Raw genomic sequence first — 17806 nt, forward strand, 5'->3', positions numbered from 1 at the left:
GTCAGCCGGACGGCGGGCCCTCGGCGGGAGGCGCCGTCGACCCGCGGAGCACGAGCTTGTTGCGCAGCCGCACGTGCTGCTCGGCCACGCTCCCGCCGTCGATCAGCGTCAGGAGCGCCCGGGCGGCCGCGCGCCCCACGCGGTGCAGCGGCTGCCTCACCGTCGTGAGCGCGGGGACCACCCGGGAGGCGTCGGGCACGTCGTCGTAGCCCACGACCGAAAGCTGCCCCGGCACCGAGAGGCCCAGCGCCCGGGCCGCCTCGATCACGGCGATGGCGGAGGCGTCGTTCGCGGCGAGGACCGCCGTCGGGCGGTCGGGCAGCAGCAGCAGCTCGTGGGCGGCGGCGAGGGAGGGGTCGTGCCGGTAGTAGCCGACCCGTACGAGCGCGGGGTCGTAGGGGAGGCCGGCGTCCGCGAGCGCCCGCTGGTAGCCGGCGCCGCGCCGGTGCGACGACTCCAGGTCGGGGCGGCCCGCGACGAAGCCGATGCGGCGGTGGCCGAGCCCGATCAGGTGGCTGGTCGCCAGCTGCGCTCCGCCGAAGTCGTCGGTCGCCACCGAGTGCAGCTCGGTCTGCGCGGTCAGCGGATCCACGACGACGAGCGGCAGGTCCGACGGGGGGATCACGCCGGAGGGAGTCACCAGGATCGCTCCCGCTACGTGCGCCTCGGTGAGGCGCCGCAGGGACTCCTGCTCCCATCCCGCCCGGCCCCGGCGGCTCGCCCCGCTGCCGGCGAGGAGGTCGAACCGGGTCCCCCGGAGCGCCGTCGCCACTCCCTGCAGCACCTCCGTGCCGAACGGCTCGAAGTCGCCCAGGAGCACGCCGATGACGCCTGAGCGCTCCGCGCACTCCGTCGTCACGACCTCCTGCTCGGCCTCCGCCGTCGCCGCCCCTGCGGACATCCTCGTCCCCTCCCGCCGTCCCCGCCCGGCCGCGGCGGAACGCGGTGATCGCCTCGCTGCGCTGCTCCGGACGGTTGAGAACACGTCCTTGCAATCGGGAATGTTCCCGGTAACATTGCCCGCAAGACTAGCTGAGGGAAAGCTCAGCAGTCGAGAGAGACGAGTATCGGGCAGCCTTTCTCCCCTCAGTGCTGAGGGGGTCGAGAGCTGGAGCTCGCGTGGCCACGCTGTGGAAGCCGCCGCGCACGAGCCGTCCGCCGCTCTCCGCGCGTCCTGCGCTCCAGGCGCGGCCGAACGCCCCTCGGGCTGCGCCGCGCTCCGTCCTCTCGCGGCCTCGGGCCGCGCCACCACTCCGCGCCGTCCGGCGCTCGACCTGATCGGCGACGATGCCGATCGAGTGAGGAACACCATGTCCACGCGACGCACCCCCCGACCCCTCTGGCTCGTCCGCTCGGGCGCCGCTCTCGCCGGCTGCCTGCTCCTGTCCGGCGTCGCCGCCGCGGCCGCGGCCGCCGACACCGAGTACGGCTCCGACGACGTCGACGTGAACGTCAGCATCGAGGAGCTGGAGCAGCCCGGCGCCCTCTCGATGTCGATCGACGGCACCTCCGCCACGCTCGCCGAGGAGGGCTCCACCCCGACCGTGCGCGCCTTCACGGGGCAGCTGCCCGACGTGACCGTGACGGACACCCGGACCGTCGACGAGATCCCGGCCGGAGCCGGCTGGTACGTCCTCGGCTCGGCGAGCGCCTTCACCGGCGACGCGGACCAGGAGGACATCTCCTCCGACCACCTCGGCTGGACGCCGGTCCTCGTGGACGGCGGCGAGTCGGGCCTCGTGTCCGAGGGCGACCCGGTCGACACGATCCTCGACGAGGGCGCCGACGCCGTGGGCCTGTTCGACCAGGAGCTGCTCGCGCTGTCGCTCGACTCGCAGGAGACCGCGACGGACGGGTCCTGGACCGTGTCCGCGGGCCTCACCCTGAAGACCGAGGCCGACGTCGCCCCCGGCGACTACTCCTCCGTCCTGACGCTGTCGCTGTTCGAATGACCCCGATGCGCGCAGTCGCCTCCACGGCGATCGGCGCCCTCCTCGCGGCGGGCCTGCTCGCCTCCGGCGCGGCTCCGGCGACCGCGGCCGGCGCGTGGTCGCCGAAGGCCTCCTACACGTCGACGGACCGCGGCGACGGCACCTACTCCGTGCCGCTGCTGAACGCCGACGTGCCCGACGTCAGCGTCGAGCGCGTGCCCGCGTCCGAGAACGACGAGGGCCGCGACATCTACTACATGATCAGCACCACGATGCACCTCAGCCCGGGCGCCCCGATCATGAAGTCCTACGACCTCGTCAACTGGGAGATCGTCAACTACGTCTTCGACCGGCTCGAGATCGGCGACCGCTTCTCGCTCCGCAACGGGCAGAACTCCTACGGCAACGGCCAGTGGGCCTCGTCGCTGCGGTACCACGACGGCCGCTACTACGCGGTCTTCAACACCAACAACCTCGGCGGCTCCTACCTCTACTCGACCGACGACATCGAGGACGGAGCCTGGACCCGCACAGCCCTCGGCCGCGCCTTCCACGACCCGTCGCTCTTCTTCGACGACGCGGACGGCGGCACGCCGTACATCTTCTACGGCTCCGGATCCACCAGCGCCGTGAAGCTGAGCGAGGACCTGACGACCGTCGTCGCCGAGTACCCGAACATCCTCCGCACCTCGGACTACCCGGGAGCCGGCTACCTCGGCGGCCTGTTCGAGGGCGCGCAGGTGCAGTACATCGACGGGCAGTACTACATCGTCATCATCACCTGGCCCTCGGGCCAGGGCCGCCAGGTGGCGCTGTTCCGCTCGTCCGAGCTGCTGGGCCGCTACGCGACCGCCGACGGCAGCAACCCCTACGAGGGCAGGGGCGTGCTGAACTCCAGCGGGTTCGCCCAGGGGAGCCTCGTGCCGATCGCGAAGGAGGACGGCTCGACCGCCTGGCACGGCATGTTCTTCCGCGACAGCTTCCCGACCGGCCGCATCCCCGGGCTCATCCCGGCGACGTGGAAGGACGGCTGGCCGACGTTCGGGACGAACGGCTCGGTGCCGGTGGGCGGGAGCTTCCCGAAGCCGATCCGCCTCAGCCCCGAGGAGGAGCTGTTCGAGCGGCAGAAGAGCATCGTCGTCTCGGACGACTTCGACAACGACGCCCCGGCGAAGGCCTACCAGGACGAGTCGTGGACGATCCCGCCCGCGCCCGCCTACGACGCGTCGCTGCTCGGCGTGCAGCTGCTCCAGAACCCGGGAGCGGAGTCGGGGACGGCGCCGTGGGCAGGCCAGTTCGGCGCGACGCTGTCGGCCGACACGACCGACCCGGCGTCCGGCACCGCCGCGCTCCGCGTGGGCACCCGCACGCTCAACGGCTCCGGCCCGAGCCAGGTGCTGGCGAACAAGCTGCAGCGCGGCGTGACCTACACCGTGTCCGCGAAGGTGAAGTACACGACCGGCCCCGCGTCGGTCCGCTTCAACCTCTGCGCCGACTTCGGCGCGGGACCCGTGACGATGGCCTCCGCCGCCGTCACGCAGGGGCAGTGGACGACGATCACGGGGACCTACACGGTGCCCGAGACCGCGAACGTCGGCAGCGTGAAGTTCGCCGTCGAGACGCCGTGGGGCAACCCGCAGCCGGCGTCCTCGAGCACCGAGTACCTGCTCGACGACGTCTCGCTCGTCGGCGCCGCCCCCACCCTCGAGCGCCCGACGGCCGCCGAGATCCACCCGAACGGCTCGACCCTCGCCCTCCCCTGGCAGTGGAACCACGCCCCCGACAACCGCTACTGGTCGCTGACCGAGCGCGAGGGCTGGCTCCGCCTCACCAACGGGAAGGTGCTCAGCGGAACGGCCGCGCACACGCGTCTCTCGGGCTCGCCCGAGATGACGTACCTGGAGGAGGCGCGCAACACGCTCTCCCAGCGCATCGTGGCTCCGAAGCAGTCGGCGGAGGCGGCGTTCGACGTCTCCGGGATGAAGGACGGCGACGTCGCCGGGCTCGCGGCCTACAACCGCGGCTTCTCCTACGTCGCGGTCAAGCGCGTGGACGGCGTCACCACCGTCGGCGTCGTGAACCGCAGTCAGCCGTTCGCGACCACGTTCGACCAGGCGGCCGTGGAGTCCTTCCTCCCCGGCACCACCGCCGCCCTCGGCGACGCCTCGCAGGTGCGCCTGAAGGCCGATCTCGAGCTCTCGGCTCCGGCCGGACAGCTCTGGACGACCTTCTCGTACAGCCTCGACGGGACGAGCTGGACGAAGCTCGGCAGTCGCGTCGGCCCGCAGACCCTCGACGGTCAGCTCACGCACTTCATGGGCCACCGCCTCGGGCTGTTCAGCTACGCGACGAAGACCGCCGGCGGCCACGTCGACGTCGACGAGTTCCTCCTGAGCGACACCCTCTCCTCGGAGGGGAAGGCGCTCGACCGCTCGCAGCTCGACGCGGCCGTCGCCCACGCGGCGACGCTCCGCTCCGACGACTACCCGGCCGACGCCTGGTCCGACCTCCAGTCGGTCCTCGCGAAGGCGCAGTCGGTCGGCACCGCGGGAACGCAGAACCAGATCGACGCCCCGGAGCGCGCGCTCAGCTACCAGCTGGCGCGCCTCGGGACGCTGAAGGAGGCGTCGCTCGACGTGACCGCCGCCGCCGCGACCCGCTGCATCGCGGGGAAGGTCGTCGTGACCGTGCGGGCGACCAACGCCGACGACGTGCCCGTCGCCCTCCGGATGGAGAGCGCGTCCGGCACGAAGACGGTCGCCGCGCTCGCACCCGGCGCCACGACGAGTCACGCCTTCACCACGCGGGCGGCCTCGGTCCCCGCCGCCGAGGTGGTCGTGACCGCGACCGCCACCGTCGACGGCGAGCCGGTGACGACCACGGTGAGAGCGCCCCATCCGGCCGCGTCCTGCGGCTGAGCACTCCGGGGGCGGCCCGCGCGGCCGCCCCCGCCCCCGAACGCGTCAGCGGCACCCGTCGCCGACGATCTCCTGCACGACACGATCAAGGAGGATCCGTGAGATCACCACAACGAGAAGCCGCTCCGAAGGGGCGGTTGCGGCTGAGGCTGCTGGCCACGGCCGCGCTGACCGCGCTCCTGGTGGCACCCTTCGCCGCCCAGACCTCGTCCGCCGCTGAGGCGGAGCTCATCGTCAACGGCGGCTTCGAGAGCGGCATCGGCAGCTGGTTCGTCAACAACGGCAACGCCGCCGACGCCGGCACCATCGCGACGACCACGGACGCGCGCACCGGCACCGCCGCAGCGCTCGTCACCGGCCGCACGACCACCGGCGCGGGAGCCATGCAGGACCTCAGCGGCAAGGTCGTCGCCGGCCAGACCTACCAGGTCAAGGCGCAGATCAAGTACGAGAACGCCGCGAGCCCCGCGACCAAGCAGTTCTTCGCCACCATGCACTACGGCGGAGGCACCTACACGAACCTCGCGAGCGTCACCGCCACGAAGGGGCAGTGGGCGACGATCAACGGATCGTTCACCATCCCCGCCGGGCAGAGCGTCGCCACCGCGCGCCTCTTCTTCGAGACGCCGTGGACCGCGACTCCGTCGGCCGCGCCCGAGACGCACCTCATGGACTACAAGCTCGACGACGTCTCGCTGGTCGGAGCGGCGCCGCCCGCGCCCGCCTCGCGCACCATCGAGGTCGTGGGCAAGATCCCGGGCGACCACAACCCGCTCATGGGCTGGAAGTTCGGCGCCGACGGCTTCGGCTTCGTCGAGAACGGCCGCGTGTACATGTACATGACGAACGACACCCAGGGCTACGCTCCGAACCCCGCCACGGGCGTCTCGGCGGGCATCGACTACGGCAAGATCAACCAGATCACCGTGATCTCCTCGGACGACCTCGTCAACTGGACCGACCACGGCGAGATCCAGGTCGCCGGCTCCACCGGAGTCGCGCCCTACACCGGCAACTCGTGGGCTCCCGGCATGGCGAAGAAGACCGTGAACGGCGTCGACAAGTACTTCCTCTACTACGCCAACGGCGGCGGCTCCAGCAACGTGATCACCGGCGACTCGCCGGTGGGTCCGTGGACCAGCCAGCGCACCTCCACGCTCATCAACGCGTCCACCCCGGGCGCCGAGGCGGTCGCGTGGAAGTTCGACCCGGCACCGCTCGTCGACGACGACGGCCAGGGCTACCTGTTCTTCGGAGGCGGACCCGCCTCGACCGCGCTCCCCGCGGCCGAGCGCTTCAACAATCCGAAGAACATCCGCGTGATCGAGCTCGGCGACGACATGATCTCGACCCAGGGCACTTCCGCCGTCGTGGACGCGCCCGTCGCGTTCGAGGCGGCCCAGGTGTTCAAGCGCCAGGACAAGTACTACCTCTCGTACTCGTCCCACTTCGGCGGCAACGACTTCGGCGGCAACCAGACCCGCGAGCCCGGCTACCCGGGCGGCGGCGAGATCGGCTACATGATCTCGGACGACCCGATGTCCTGGCCCAAGGAGAACTACGCCGGCGTGATGTTCCCGAACCAGAGCCGCTTCTTCGGAGCCGGCACCGGCGGCAACAACCACCAGTCGGTCTTCGAGCTGGGCGGCAAGTACTACTTCACCTACCACGCGCCGACGCTCAACAAGCGGATCAACGGCGACACCACCCAGGGGTACCGCAGCCCGCACATCCAGGAGCTGCAGTTCAACGCCGACGGCACGGTGCAGCAGGTGGTCGGCGACTACAAGGGCGTCGACCAGGTGAAGGACTTCGATCCGTACCGCACCTTCCCGGCCGAGACCATCGGCTGGAGCAAGGGCATCGCGACGGCGCCGCTCGGCACCCCCGCCGCGGGCGCGACCCAGAACCTCGTGCTGAAGGACCTCGACAACGGCGACTGGACCGCGCTGTCGGCCGTCGACTTCGGGGACACCGGAGCCGCGACGTTCACCGCGAAGGCCAAGGCGCTGCAGGCCGGCGGCACCGTCACCGTCCGCCTCGACTCCGAGACCGGGCCCGTCGCGGGCACCGTCGCGGTGAACGGGACGACCGGCGAGTGGACCGACGTCAGCGCCGCGCTGACCGGAGCGACCGGAGTGCACGACGTGTTCTTCAGCTACTCCGGACCCTCCGGCGACCTGTTCGAGCTCGACACCTTCGCCTTCACCGAGGGCGAGGCTGCTCCGGCGCTCGACATCACGGCGAGCGCGGCGACCCGCTGCATCGCGGGCAAGGCGATCGTCACCGTCCAGGCGAGCAACGGCTCCGACGTCCCCGTCGGCGTGACCTTCACGTCGACGTCCGGCACGAAGTCGTTCACCTCGGTGGCGCCCGGCAAGACCGTGTCGCACGCCTTCACCACCCGTCAGGCGAACCTGCCCGCCGGTGCGGTGACCGTCGAGGCCACGGCCACGATGAACGGCGCCCCCGTCGAGACGGAGGTGAGCGCTCCGTACGCGGCGCGCCCGTGCTCGTAGCGCACGGCTGAACCACCGGGGAGCGCCCCCGGCCCTGCGGGGCCGGGGGCGCTCCTGCGCGTGCGGGGGAGATCTCGATACGCCTCCGGGGCTGCTCGATCAGCATGTTCGCCGTACTGCTGGTCGAGCAGCGGCGCCTCGAGACCCCAACTCGGTCAGCGGGCGTCGGCCAGGCGCATCGTTCCGCCGGCCTGGGCGGCGAAGGCGCGGGCGGTCGCCGCGATGGTGCGCTGCATGACCCGCGCCGCGGCGGTCGGCGCGAGGTCCGCCGGGCGCGCGAGGCTGATCGTCCGGGTCAGCGTGGGCTTCTCGAGCGTCGGCTCCTCGATGCGGATCGAGCGCAGCCCCGGGCGCCCCTGCAGCACCATCGCCGGGACGACCGCGACGCCCAGGCCCCGCTCGGCGAAGCGCAGCACCGCGTCCATCTCGGCGCCCTCCAGCACCACGTCCGGCTCCAGGCCCGCGGCGGCGAACGCGGCGTCGGTCGTGCGGCGCAGGTCGTAGCTGGAGTTGAAGACGATCTGCGGGAGGCGGGCGACCGCGGCCAGGTCGAGCGCGCCGGTCGCGGCGAGGGGAGGCTCTGCGGCGGAGGAGACCACGACGAGCTCCTCGACGAGCAGCGGGGTCACCGTGAAGGCGCCGGGAGCGGCCGCGGTCGAGGTCGTCACCAGCGCCAGGTCGAGCTCGCCCCGGGCCAGCCGGTCGAAGAGGCTCCGCGACCCGTCCTCGGCGAGGTGCAGCTCCACGGCGGGATGCACGGAGTGGAAGGCGTGCAGCACCTCCGCGACGAGGCTGATGCAGAGCGTCGGCGTCGCGCCGAACCGCACCCGGCCGCGCTCGAGCCCGGCCAGCTCGGCCAGCTCGCGGCGCACCGATCCGGCGTCGGCGAGCATGCGCCGGGCGAGCGGCAGCAGCAGCTCGCCGGCCGGTGTGAGGGTGCTGCCGGAGCGCGCCCGGTGGAAGAGCTCGGAGCCGAGGTCCTGCTCCAGCGCGGCGATCCGGCGGCTCAGCGAGGGCTGCGCGAGATGCAGCTCCTCGGCGGCGCGGGTGAAGCTGCCGAGGCGGGCGACCTCGACGAATCCGGTGAGCTGCTCGAGATCCACATGCATACCCTATGCGCATGGCTGTGCCCAGCATTATGCATTGGAGTAATCGAAGCGCCGTGCCTAGCGTTGAGGCATGACCACTTCAGAGACCACCGCACCGGAGCGCCGGATCTCCACCTCCGTCCTCGTCATCGGCACCGGCGGATCGGGCCTGCGCGCCGCGATCGAGCTCGCCGAGGCGGGCGTGGACGTCCTCGCGCTCGGCAAGCGCTCGAAGTCGGACGCGCACACCTCCCTCGCCGCCGGCGGCATCAACGCCGCCCTCGCCACGATGGACCCCGACGACAGCTGGCAGCAGCACGCGGCCGACACCATCACCGAGTCCTACCAGCTCGCCAACCCGCACACGGTCGAGATCGTCACCTCCAACGCCGCCCGCGGCATCCAGGACCTCGAGCGCTACGGCATGCCGTTCGCCCGCGAGGACGACGGCCGCATCTCGCAGCGCTTCTTCGGCGCGCACACCTACCGCCGGACCGCCTTCGCGGGCGACTACACCGGCCTCGAGATCCAGCGCACGCTCGTCAACCGGGCCGCCCAGCTCGAGATCCCGATCCTGGACACCGTGTACGTCACGCGCATCCTCGTCAACGAGGACGGAGCAGTGTTCGGCGCCTACGGCTTCGACCTCGTCGACGGCACCCGCTACCTGATCCACGCGGATGCGGTGATCCTCGCCGCGGGCGGGCACAACCGCATCTGGCGCCGCACCTCCTCCCGCCGTGACGAGAACACGGGCGACTCGTTCCGCCTGGCCGTCGAGGCCGGCGGCCGCCTGCGCGACCCGGAGCTGGTCCAGTTCCACCCGTCGGGCATCATCGAGCCCGAGAACGCGGCGGGCACGCTGATCTCCGAGGCCGCGCGCGGCGAGGGCGGCATCCTCCGCAACGGCCTCGGCGAGCGCTTCATGGGCAAGTACGACGCCGAGCGCCTCGAGCTCTCGACCCGTGACCGCGTCGCTCTCGCCTGCTACACCGAGATCAAGGAGGGTCGCGGCACGCCGAACGGCGGGGTCTGGCTCGACGTCTCGCACCTGCCGCGCGAGACGATCATGACCCGGCTGCCGCGGGTGTACCAGACGATGCTCGAGCTGCAGATGCTCGACATCACGAAGGACCCGATCGAGATCGCGCCCACGGCGCACTACTCGATGGGCGGGGTCTGGGTGCGCTCGGACGACCACAGCACCGACGTCCCCGGGCTCTACGCGATCGGAGAGGCCTCCAGCGGACTGCACGGCGCCAACCGCCTCGGCGGCAACTCGCTGATCGAGCTGCTGGTGTTCGGCCGGATCGTCGGGCAGGCGGCGGCGGAGTACTCCGCCTCGCTGACCGCCCAGACCCGCTCGGCCGCGTCCGTCCAGGTCGCCCGCGACGAGATCGCCGGCCTGCTCGCGGCCGACGGCACCGAGAACGTCCGCGCCCTGCAGCGCGCGATCCGCAACACGATGACCGAGCACGCCGGAGTCGTCCGCGACGAGGAGGGCCTGCTCGCCGGGCTCGCCGAGCTGGACGCGATCGAGGCGCGCATCGCCGACATCGGCGTGCACCCGGACATCGCCGGCTTCCAGGACCTCGCCCACGCCTTCGACCTCAAGTCGGCCGCGATGGCCGCGCGGGCCACTCTCGAGGCAGCGCTCGAGCGCCGGGAGAGCCGCGGCTGCCACAACCGCAGCGACTACCCGGACATCGACCCGGCCCTCCAGGTGAACCTCGTCTGGTCGCCCTCCGCGGGGATCACGCGCGAGGAGATCCCCGCGGTGCCGGAGGAGATCCAGGCGCTGATCAGCGGCGAGGTCGCCACCGCGGGCAAGCTGCTCGAGTAGCCGGAACCGCGACGGCACGACGCCGGTCGCCCTCACCGCCTGCTCGCCGGGCACCACCGGCGCCCAGGCGCCCCCCGGGATCCTCCTGGGGACCGCGGACAAGGTCACCGCCCTGGATCCCGCCGGCTCCTGGGACCTCGGCTCGGCGACGCTGCAGAACCAGGTCTTCTCCTGGCTGCTGACCTCCGCCCCCGGATCGACGGATCCCGTACCGGACCTCGCGGCCTCGGCCGAGTTCACCGACCCCACCCACTACCGCGTCGCCCTGCGCGAGGACGCCGCCTTCGCCAACGGCAATCCGCTCACCGCCTCGGACGTGGTCTTCACCTTCGAGCGCCAGGTGGCGATCGCCGCTCCGAACGGCCCCTCGTCGCTGCTCTCGGACATGGTCTCGGTCCAGGCGGAGGACGACTCCACCGTCGTCTTCACACTGGCCACCCCGGACAACGCCCTCTGGCCCCAGATCCTCACCAGCCCCGCCGCCGCGATCGTCGACGAGGACGTCTTCTCGGCCGACTCCCTCACCACCGACGACGACATCGTCGCCGGCGACGCCTTCAGCGGGCAGTACTCCATCACGAGCTACACGCTGAACTCGCTCGTGCAGCTCACCCGCAACGACTCCTACGACGGCCTCCTCGGCGCCGCCGCTAACGAGTCGGTGATCGTCCGCTACTACGCGGACGAGAGCAACCTCAAGCTCGACATCCAGCGCGGTGAGATCGCGGTCGCCTACCGCACGCTGAACGCGACCGACACCGAGGACCTCCGCGGCGAGGAGGGCCTGACGGTGCACTCCGGTCCCGGCGCCGAGATGCGCTTCCTGGTCTTCAACCCCGAGACCATGCCCTACGGCTCCGCCACCTCCGAGGCCGACGCCGACAAGGCGCTCGCCGTCCGCACCGCCGTCGCCGACCTGATCGACCGCGACGAGCTGTCGGACCAGGTCTACAAGGGCACCTACGCGCCGGTCTACTCGATCGTCCCCAGCGCCCTGACCGGATCGACGCCGGCGTACGAGCAGGCCTTCGGCGACGGGAGCGGCGGTCCCAGCGCGGACGAGGCCGCCGCCGCGCTCCAGGCGGCCGGGATCACCGGTCCCGTCGACCTCAAGCAGCAGTACAACACCGACCACTACGGCTCCAGCACCTCGGACGAGTACGCGCTCATCAAGAACCAGCTCGAGCGCAGCGGCCTGTTCACGGTCGACCTGCAGTCGACGGAGTGGACGCAGTACGTGAAGGAGAAGTCGACCTCCTACCCGCTCTACCAGCAGGGCTGGTTCGCGGACTACCCGGACTCGGACAACTACCTGAACCTGCTCTACGGCACCGACGAGGCCCCCTCCATCCTCGGCGCCGCCGTGAAGGACGACGCGTACAACGAGGTCGTGCTGCGCGAGCGGAGCCTGGCCCCTGGTGACGAGCGCACCGCGGCGATCGAGGAGGCGCAGCGCCTCGCGGCGGAGAAGGCGATCACCGTGCCGCTCCTCGAGGGCACGGAGACCGTCATCGCCTCCTCCACGATCTCGGGCATCGACGACACGCTCGACGGCTCCGGCCGGTTCCGCTTCGGGCTGCTCCGGAGCGAGTGATCGGGACGCGCTGATCGGCCGGACGGGCCGCGGCGCCGCAGGAGGGGGGACCCTCGGCGGCCGCCGCGGCCCGTCCGTGCATCCGGGGGGTCTGTCAGGGCCGTGCTGCCGGGCGGGGCACCCGGATCGATCAGCGCGCCAGCGCCGCCAGCTCCGCCCGGGTGCGGGCCCCGGCCTTGCGCAGCAGGTTCGACACGTGGAACTTCACGGTGTTGCCGCTGATGCCGAGGTCGTCCGCGATCCGCTGGTTCGAGGCGCCGAGCGTGATCAGGTTCAGCACCTCCCGCTCGCGGGCGCTGAGCTCGGCGAGGTCGAGCCCGTCGGGCTGCGCCGGCGGATCGAGGGGGAGGCGGATCGACAGGGTCGACCCCCAGCCCGCGGTCGACGCGACCGAGAGCTCCCCGTCGAGCCCGCGCATGCGCTCGGCGATCGGGCGCAGGGCGTCGTCGCGGGTCGTCAGCTCGCCCCGGCCGTCGTCGCGGATCTCGATGAGCAGGTTGAGCCCGTCGCAGTCCCACTGGATCCGCACCCGGCGCGTCTGCTCCGACTCCACGAACGCCAGCACGGCGCTCCGCACGATCGCGCGGGCCGCGTGCGCCACTTCGCCGGGGAGGGCGCGCCCGGTGGCGGGCGGCTCGACGAACTGCACGTCGAGGTCGCCGAAGCGCACGAGCGGGCGCAGGTCGCTCCGGAGCCGCGCGAACGCGCCCACGACGGGCTCCAGCATCGCGCTGCGCTGCTCGTCCGAGGCGGTGCGCAGCTCGACCAGGGCGTTCGCGGCGATGTCGATCGCGACGGTGCGGGCCGCACGGTCGTCGAGGCGCTCGGCGCGCAGGGCGGCGAGCACCGACTCCAGCGCCACCGCGTGCCGGTCGGCCTGCTCGGCCACCGTGCGGGCGTGCTGCTGCAGCAGGGTGCGGGAGGCGGGGGACTCGGCGGGATCCATCCTCCGAACCTACCCGTCCTACCCGCGAGCGGCATCGCCCACCCGATCGGGTAGGCGGACCTCCTCGATCAGGTGGCGCGCGGATCCGGTCGCCGGGCGCACTGTGGATCCATGCCCGCTGACGACCGCACCACCGACCCCGCAGAGGCGCTCGCCGTGATCGCCGCCGAGGTGTCCGCCGCGACCGCCTCGCTGACGACCGACCGCCTCGAGCCCGTCCTCGAGCTGCTCGCCGGCGCCGATCGCGTCTTCATCCACGGCGCCGGCCGCTCCGGCCTCGCCCTGCGGATGACCGCCATGCGCCTCATGCACCTCGGACTCGTCGTGCACGTGGTCGGCGACGTGACGACCCCGGCGATCCGCAGCGGCGACGTGCTGCTCACCGCGAGCGGCTCCGGCACCACCGGGGGCATCGTCCGCGCCGCGCAGGCCGCCGTCGACGCCGGAGCGCGGGTCGCGGCGATCACGACCGCCGCCGACTCCCCGCTGGCCGGGCTCGCCTCCGCCGTGGTGGTCGTGCCCGCCGCCGACAAGCTCGACCGCTCCGGCGCCGCCTCGGCGCAGTACTCCGGCGGGCTCTTCGAGCAGGTCGTCGTGCTCACCGGCGACGCCCTGTTCCACGCGCTCTGGCAGCGCCGCGGCGACAGCGCCGACGAGCTCTGGCCGCGCCACGCGAACCTCGAATGACCCGACTCCCCACCTCGACAGGAAGAAGAACCCCGTGAAGCTCCAGTTCGCCATGGACACCCTCAGCACCGACGCCGCCCTCGAGCTCGCCGCTGCCGCCGCCCCGCACGTCGACATCCTCGAGCTGGGCACCCCGCTCATCAAGAGCGCCGGCCTCTCCGCCATCACCGCCATCAAGGAGGCGCACCCCGACAAGACGGTCTTCGCCGACCTCAAGACGATGGACGCGGGCGAGCTCGAGGCCGACATGGCCTTCGCGGCCGGCGCCGACCTCGTGACGGTCCTCGGCGTCGCCGGCGACAGCACCATCGCCGGCGCGATCGCCGCCGGGAGGAAGCACGGCAAGGGCGTCGTCGTCGACCTCATCGGCGTGCCCGACAAGGCCGCCCGCGCCCGCGAGGTCGTCGCCCTCGGCGCCGAGTTCGTCGAGATGCACGCCGGTCTGGACGAGCAGGCGGAGGAGGGCTTCACCTTCGAGACCCTGCTGCGCGACGGCGAGTCCTCCGGCGTGCCGTTCTCGGTCGCGGGCGGCGTGAGCACCGCCACCATCGAGTCGGTGCAGCGCGCCGGCGCCCTCGTGGCCGTCGCGGGCGGGGCCATCTACGGCGCCCCGGACGTCGGCGAGGCCGCCGCGGCCCTCCGCGCCGCCATCGTCTGACCCGTCGGCGCCGCCGCCCCCGAGGCCCGCTGATCCGGGTCGCGAGGGCGGCGGCGCCCGCGTCCGCGCGGGAGGCGGCAGCGCATCCCCGCCGGACGCCCGGCCCCTCTCGACTCGCCGACGGCGCGGTCCTACAGTGGCTGCGACGACCCTCGACTCCCGCCGCGGGACCGACGGCGCCGTCGCGAGCGGAGGGAAGCCGTGTCCTCGACCGCCCCCGTGCCCGGAGCTGACGCCGACACCTCGACGAAGCTCCGCGACTTCCACCAGATCCTCCTCAACACCGCCGTCGCGAACGTGACGACGAGCTTCCTCTGGTTCGCGCTCACGTTCTGGGTGTACCTCGAGACGCGCTCCGTCCTGGCGACCGGGATCATCGGCGGCGCCTACATGCTGCTCGTCGCGGTCTTCGCGATGGCCTTCGGCACGATCGTGGACCGGCACCGCAAGTTCCGCGTCATGGTCTTCGCCGGGGCGGTCACGCTCGTGTCGTTCGGCGTCGCGGGCGGTCTCTTCCTCGCGCTGCCCGAGGCGGCGCTCCTGGACTTCCGCGCCCCCTGGTTCTGGGTGTTCTCGGGAACGATCCTCTTCGGCGCCGTCATCGAGAACATGCGCAACATCGCCCTGTCCACGACGGTGACCCTGCTGGTCCCGGTGGAGGGGCACGCCCGCGCGAACGGCCTCGTCGGCACGGTCCAGGGCCTCGCCTTCGTGGTGACGAGCGTCTTCAGCGGGCTCGCCATCGGCCTGCTCGGCATGGGGTGGACGCTGGTGATCGCGATCGGCCTCTCCGCCGCCGCGCTCCTGCACCTCCTCTTCCTGCGCATCCCGGAGGACCGGCCCGCGCCGACGGGGGAGAGGGCGTCGCTGATCGATCTCCGCGGCAGCATCACCGCGGTGCGGGCGGCGACCGGGCTGTTCGCGCTCATCGTCTTCTCGACGTTCAACAACCTGATCGGCGGCGTCTACATGGCGCTGATGGACCCGTACGGCCTCGAGCTGTTCCCGGTCGAGCTGTGGGGCGTGGTGCTCGGAGTGACGGCGACCGGCTTCGTCATCGGCGGTCTGCTCGTCGCGAGGTTCGGTCTCGGGAGGAACCCGATCCGGACGATGCTGCTGCTCGTGATGGCGATGGGCCTGATCGGCGCGGTCTTCACCCTCCGCGACTGGTGGTGGCTCTACGCCGGCGGCATCTGGATCTACATGACCCTGATCCCGGCGGTCGAGGCCGCCGAGCAGACGGTGATCCAGAAGGTCGTCCCCTTCGAGACCCAGGGGCGCGTCTTCGGCTTCGCGGCGGCGTTCGAGTCGGCCGCCGCTCCGATCACGTCGTTCCTCATCGCCCCGATCGCCGAGTTCGCGCTCATCCCGTACATGGAGTCGCCGGCCGGGCGCTCGGCGTTCGGCGGGCTGCTCGGCGACGGCATCGGCCGGGGGATCGCGCTGGTGTTCCTGGTCGGCGGAGTCGTCATGATCATCGCGGCCGGCGCGGCGATGCTCACCCGCTCCTACCGCGTCATGTCGGCGCAGTACCTGCGGGAGGCCGCGGCGAGCGGGGAGGCGGAGCCCGTCGGCACGGAGGCGCCGGAGACGCACCGGACCGCGCCGAGCACCGTCGAGCGGAACCGCTAGCGCCCGCAGACGCCGCCCGTCATGCGCCTCCGGGGGGTCCGGCGGACCGGACGGCGCGGACACGAGGAAGACGTGCCGGACGCCCCCTCCCCAGGGTGCGGCGTCCGGCACGTCGGCTGCGACCACCCGGTCGAGGGGCCCTCCTCGACTCCCGAGCGCTCCGCTGCCCCGCGCCTCCGGAGGGAGACATCGGGGCATGCGGCGCCGGCGGGGTGGAGGGCTCTGGTTCCCCGCCCCGCCGGCGCCGGCCGCCCGCGAGGGGCGGCGAGGATGCTCGTTCGGGCGTGCCTCGAGTGACGGCTACATGCCGTCACTGAGCATGGACTGCACCAGCTTCACGTGGCGCTCGAGGTTCAGCTGGCTGAACTCGCTGTTGTAGTTGAGGCCGTAGTTCAAGATGTGACCCGGGGTGCACTGGATTGTCGCGTCCGGTCCGTCCCAGGTGCGCAGCAGTGCCAGGGCCGAGTCCCAGCTGCTGTTCTCGCAGTTCGTGTTGAAGGTGGTCGACGTGCCCAAGCCCACGGTGTGCGAGATCTCGTGCATGGCGGTGCCCTCCACCATGTAGACGCGCTCCTTGCCGAAGCGGATCTGGCCGTAGATGTTCGCATCGGCCGTCGGGGTTCCGGGGCTGTACGAGACGGTCAGGGAGCGGGAGATGTTGCTGAGGCGGTTGTAGCGGGCCACGGCGCGGTCCATCGCGTCGGTGATGCGGGCGTAGGCGTCGGCCTCGTCAGCGGTCGGGCTCGCGACGCGGTTCAGCGTCCAGGTGATCTTCTGCACGGTCGGATCGGTCAGTGCCCAGCGCTGGGCCTTGGAGCCGGTGCAGGTCCACTGCTGAATGGGGGAGCCGTCGAGCTGGCGGAAGTCCTTGTTGTCGAGGCAGAGGTCGCTGTGCCGATTGGCGATCTCGGCGTAGCCTCCGCCGACGGAGGTGATCCGCCACTGCTGGGCGGTGCTGCCGTTGCAGCTCCACTGCCGCACCTCCGAGCCCGGGGTGGTGCCGAAGTCGAAGTTGTCGAGGCAGAGGTTGCTGAAGGTGTTCTTGATCTCGGCGTAGCCTGTGCCGAGGTCGGTGACCTGCCAGCGCTGGTTGCTCCCCTCGGTGCAGCTCCACTGCCGCACCTCGGCTCCGGGCTGAGTGCCGAAGTCGAAGTCGTCGAGACACATGCTGCTGTGCTGGTTGCGGATCTCCTGCGCCGATCCGAGGCCGACCGGGGCGGTGGCTGCAGAGGCGGGCGAGCTGATGCCGAAGGTCGTGATGCCGACGACGGCCGCGATCAGGGCGCCGATCAGGCGCTTGGAGGGGTGGGACTTCGTTGTCCGGGACATGGGTGCCTTTCACAGACATCCGGCGTCCCCGAAGGGACGCGGGTGAGGGTCGCAGGAAGGAGCCGTGTCCGAAGGGGTCGGAGCACGGCAGAGGATGCGCTGGAGCGACCGGGATGGTGATCCGGTCGTCCCGCCGCGGGACGCGTCAGCGCCGACGCTCCGAGTGGGATGGGAGGCTGATCACGACCTGCATGTTGACGTGGACAACCATCGACCGGTCGCGGAGCCGGTGTCAAGTGCCGGTCTCGAGCGGATCCGGTCCGAGCCCCGCCGGGCGAGGGTGATCCGTCCACGCGGATCCCCGTGCTCGCAGGGAGAGAGCGCTCACACCCGCCGTCACTGCGGCATCGCCCGGGAATCCGCCATTGTTACCGTTAACAAAAGTCGGTACGGTGTCACCTGAAGTGGGCAAGCGCGTCCTCGCGCCTCGAGTCCCACTCCGACCGGTTCGAAGGCGAACCTGAGAGGAACGTCGATGATGACGACAGCACCACCCTCCCGCCGCACCCTCCCGCCGCAGGCCCACGCCCGGCCCCGATGACTGTCGGCCCGGCCGACACCTTCAACGCGGTGACCGCGGTCGGCGCCCGCTCGGGGGAGGCGTGAGCGCCGGGTGCGCTCCTGCCGGGGGGTTCGTGACATGGGGGGGGTCCTTCAGGTG

The 17806-nt window shown here is 71.9% G+C and carries 12 protein-coding genes; 8 read left to right on the top strand and 4 right to left on the bottom strand.

Features of this window, described 5'->3' with window-relative positions; translation table 11 throughout:
• Position 1: 1 nt before the first annotated feature.
• Positions 2-901, bottom strand: a complete 900-nt coding sequence (locus C5C55_RS08915; RefSeq protein ID WP_104224380.1) for a LacI family DNA-binding transcriptional regulator — start codon at positions 899-901, stop codon at positions 2-4.
• A gap of 409 nt (positions 902-1310) precedes the next feature.
• Between C5C55_RS08915 and C5C55_RS08920 the strand changes: the two genes are divergently transcribed.
• The 3 genes from C5C55_RS08920 (at position 1311) to C5C55_RS08930 (ending at position 7368) form a co-directional block, all read left to right on the top strand.
• Positions 1311-1952 (top strand): hypothetical protein, encoded by a 642-nt coding sequence (locus tag C5C55_RS08920; RefSeq protein ID WP_104233676.1) that lies wholly within the window; start codon positions 1311-1313, stop codon positions 1950-1952.
• Between the two features lie 5 nt (positions 1953-1957).
• Positions 1958-4849 (top strand): family 43 glycosylhydrolase, encoded by a 2892-nt coding sequence (locus C5C55_RS08925; RefSeq protein WP_258072526.1) that lies wholly within the window; start codon positions 1958-1960, stop codon positions 4847-4849.
• A 98-nt stretch (positions 4850-4947) separates the two neighbouring features.
• Positions 4948-7368 (top strand): family 43 glycosylhydrolase, encoded by a 2421-nt coding sequence (locus tag C5C55_RS08930; protein ID WP_219812361.1) that lies wholly within the window; start codon positions 4948-4950, stop codon positions 7366-7368.
• A 155-nt stretch (positions 7369-7523) separates the two neighbouring features.
• Here C5C55_RS08930 and C5C55_RS08935 read toward each other — a convergent pair whose 3' ends face one another.
• Positions 7524-8477 carry a LysR family transcriptional regulator gene (locus C5C55_RS08935; RefSeq protein ID WP_104233660.1) on the bottom strand — a complete coding sequence of 318 codons (954 nt, stop codon included), beginning with the start codon at positions 8475-8477 and terminating at the stop codon, positions 7524-7526.
• Positions 8478-8547: 70 nt separating this feature from the next.
• Between C5C55_RS08935 and C5C55_RS08940 the strand changes: the two genes are divergently transcribed.
• Both C5C55_RS08940 and C5C55_RS08945 read left to right on the top strand, forming a co-directional pair.
• Positions 8548-10299, top strand: a complete 1752-nt coding sequence (locus C5C55_RS08940; protein WP_104233661.1) for an L-aspartate oxidase — start codon at positions 8548-8550, stop codon at positions 10297-10299.
• 178 nt (positions 10300-10477) lie between these two features.
• Entirely contained in the window at positions 10478-11893 is a 1416-nt protein-coding gene (locus C5C55_RS08945; RefSeq protein ID WP_258067513.1) for an ABC transporter substrate-binding protein, read from the top strand.
• 130 nt (positions 11894-12023) lie between these two features.
• On the opposite strand, the gene C5C55_RS08950 is transcribed toward C5C55_RS08945, so the two are convergent.
• Positions 12024-12839: a response regulator transcription factor family protein gene (locus tag C5C55_RS08950; protein WP_104233663.1), complete on the bottom strand. Its 816-nt coding sequence runs from the start codon at positions 12837-12839 to the stop codon at positions 12024-12026.
• 111 nt (positions 12840-12950) lie between these two features.
• Between C5C55_RS08950 and hxlB the strand changes: the two genes are divergently transcribed.
• From hxlB to C5C55_RS08965, 3 genes are all read left to right on the top strand, one after another.
• On the top strand, positions 12951-13526 hold the full coding sequence (gene hxlB / locus C5C55_RS08955) for a 6-phospho-3-hexuloisomerase (protein WP_104233664.1): 576 nt from the start codon (positions 12951-12953) through the stop codon (positions 13524-13526).
• Positions 13527-13560: 34 nt separating this feature from the next.
• Positions 13561-14184 (top strand): 3-hexulose-6-phosphate synthase, encoded by a 624-nt coding sequence (gene hxlA / locus C5C55_RS08960; protein ID WP_104224387.1) that lies wholly within the window; start codon positions 13561-13563, stop codon positions 14182-14184.
• 219 nt (positions 14185-14403) lie between these two features.
• Positions 14404-15816: an MFS transporter gene (locus C5C55_RS08965; protein ID WP_181067823.1), complete on the top strand. Its 1413-nt coding sequence runs from the start codon at positions 14404-14406 to the stop codon at positions 15814-15816.
• A 300-nt stretch (positions 15817-16116) separates the two neighbouring features.
• Here the strand turns inward: C5C55_RS08965 and C5C55_RS08970 are convergent, their stop codons facing one another.
• On the bottom strand, positions 16117-17145 hold the full coding sequence (locus tag C5C55_RS08970; protein WP_104233666.1) for an RICIN domain-containing protein: 1029 nt from the start codon (positions 17143-17145) through the stop codon (positions 16117-16119).
• Positions 17146-17806 lie beyond the last annotated feature (661 nt).

It is taken from the genome of Rathayibacter sp. AY1C2 (assembly GCF_002931195.1).
In the GTDB taxonomy this organism is placed as follows: Bacteria; Actinomycetota; Actinomycetes; order Actinomycetales; family Microbacteriaceae; genus Rathayibacter.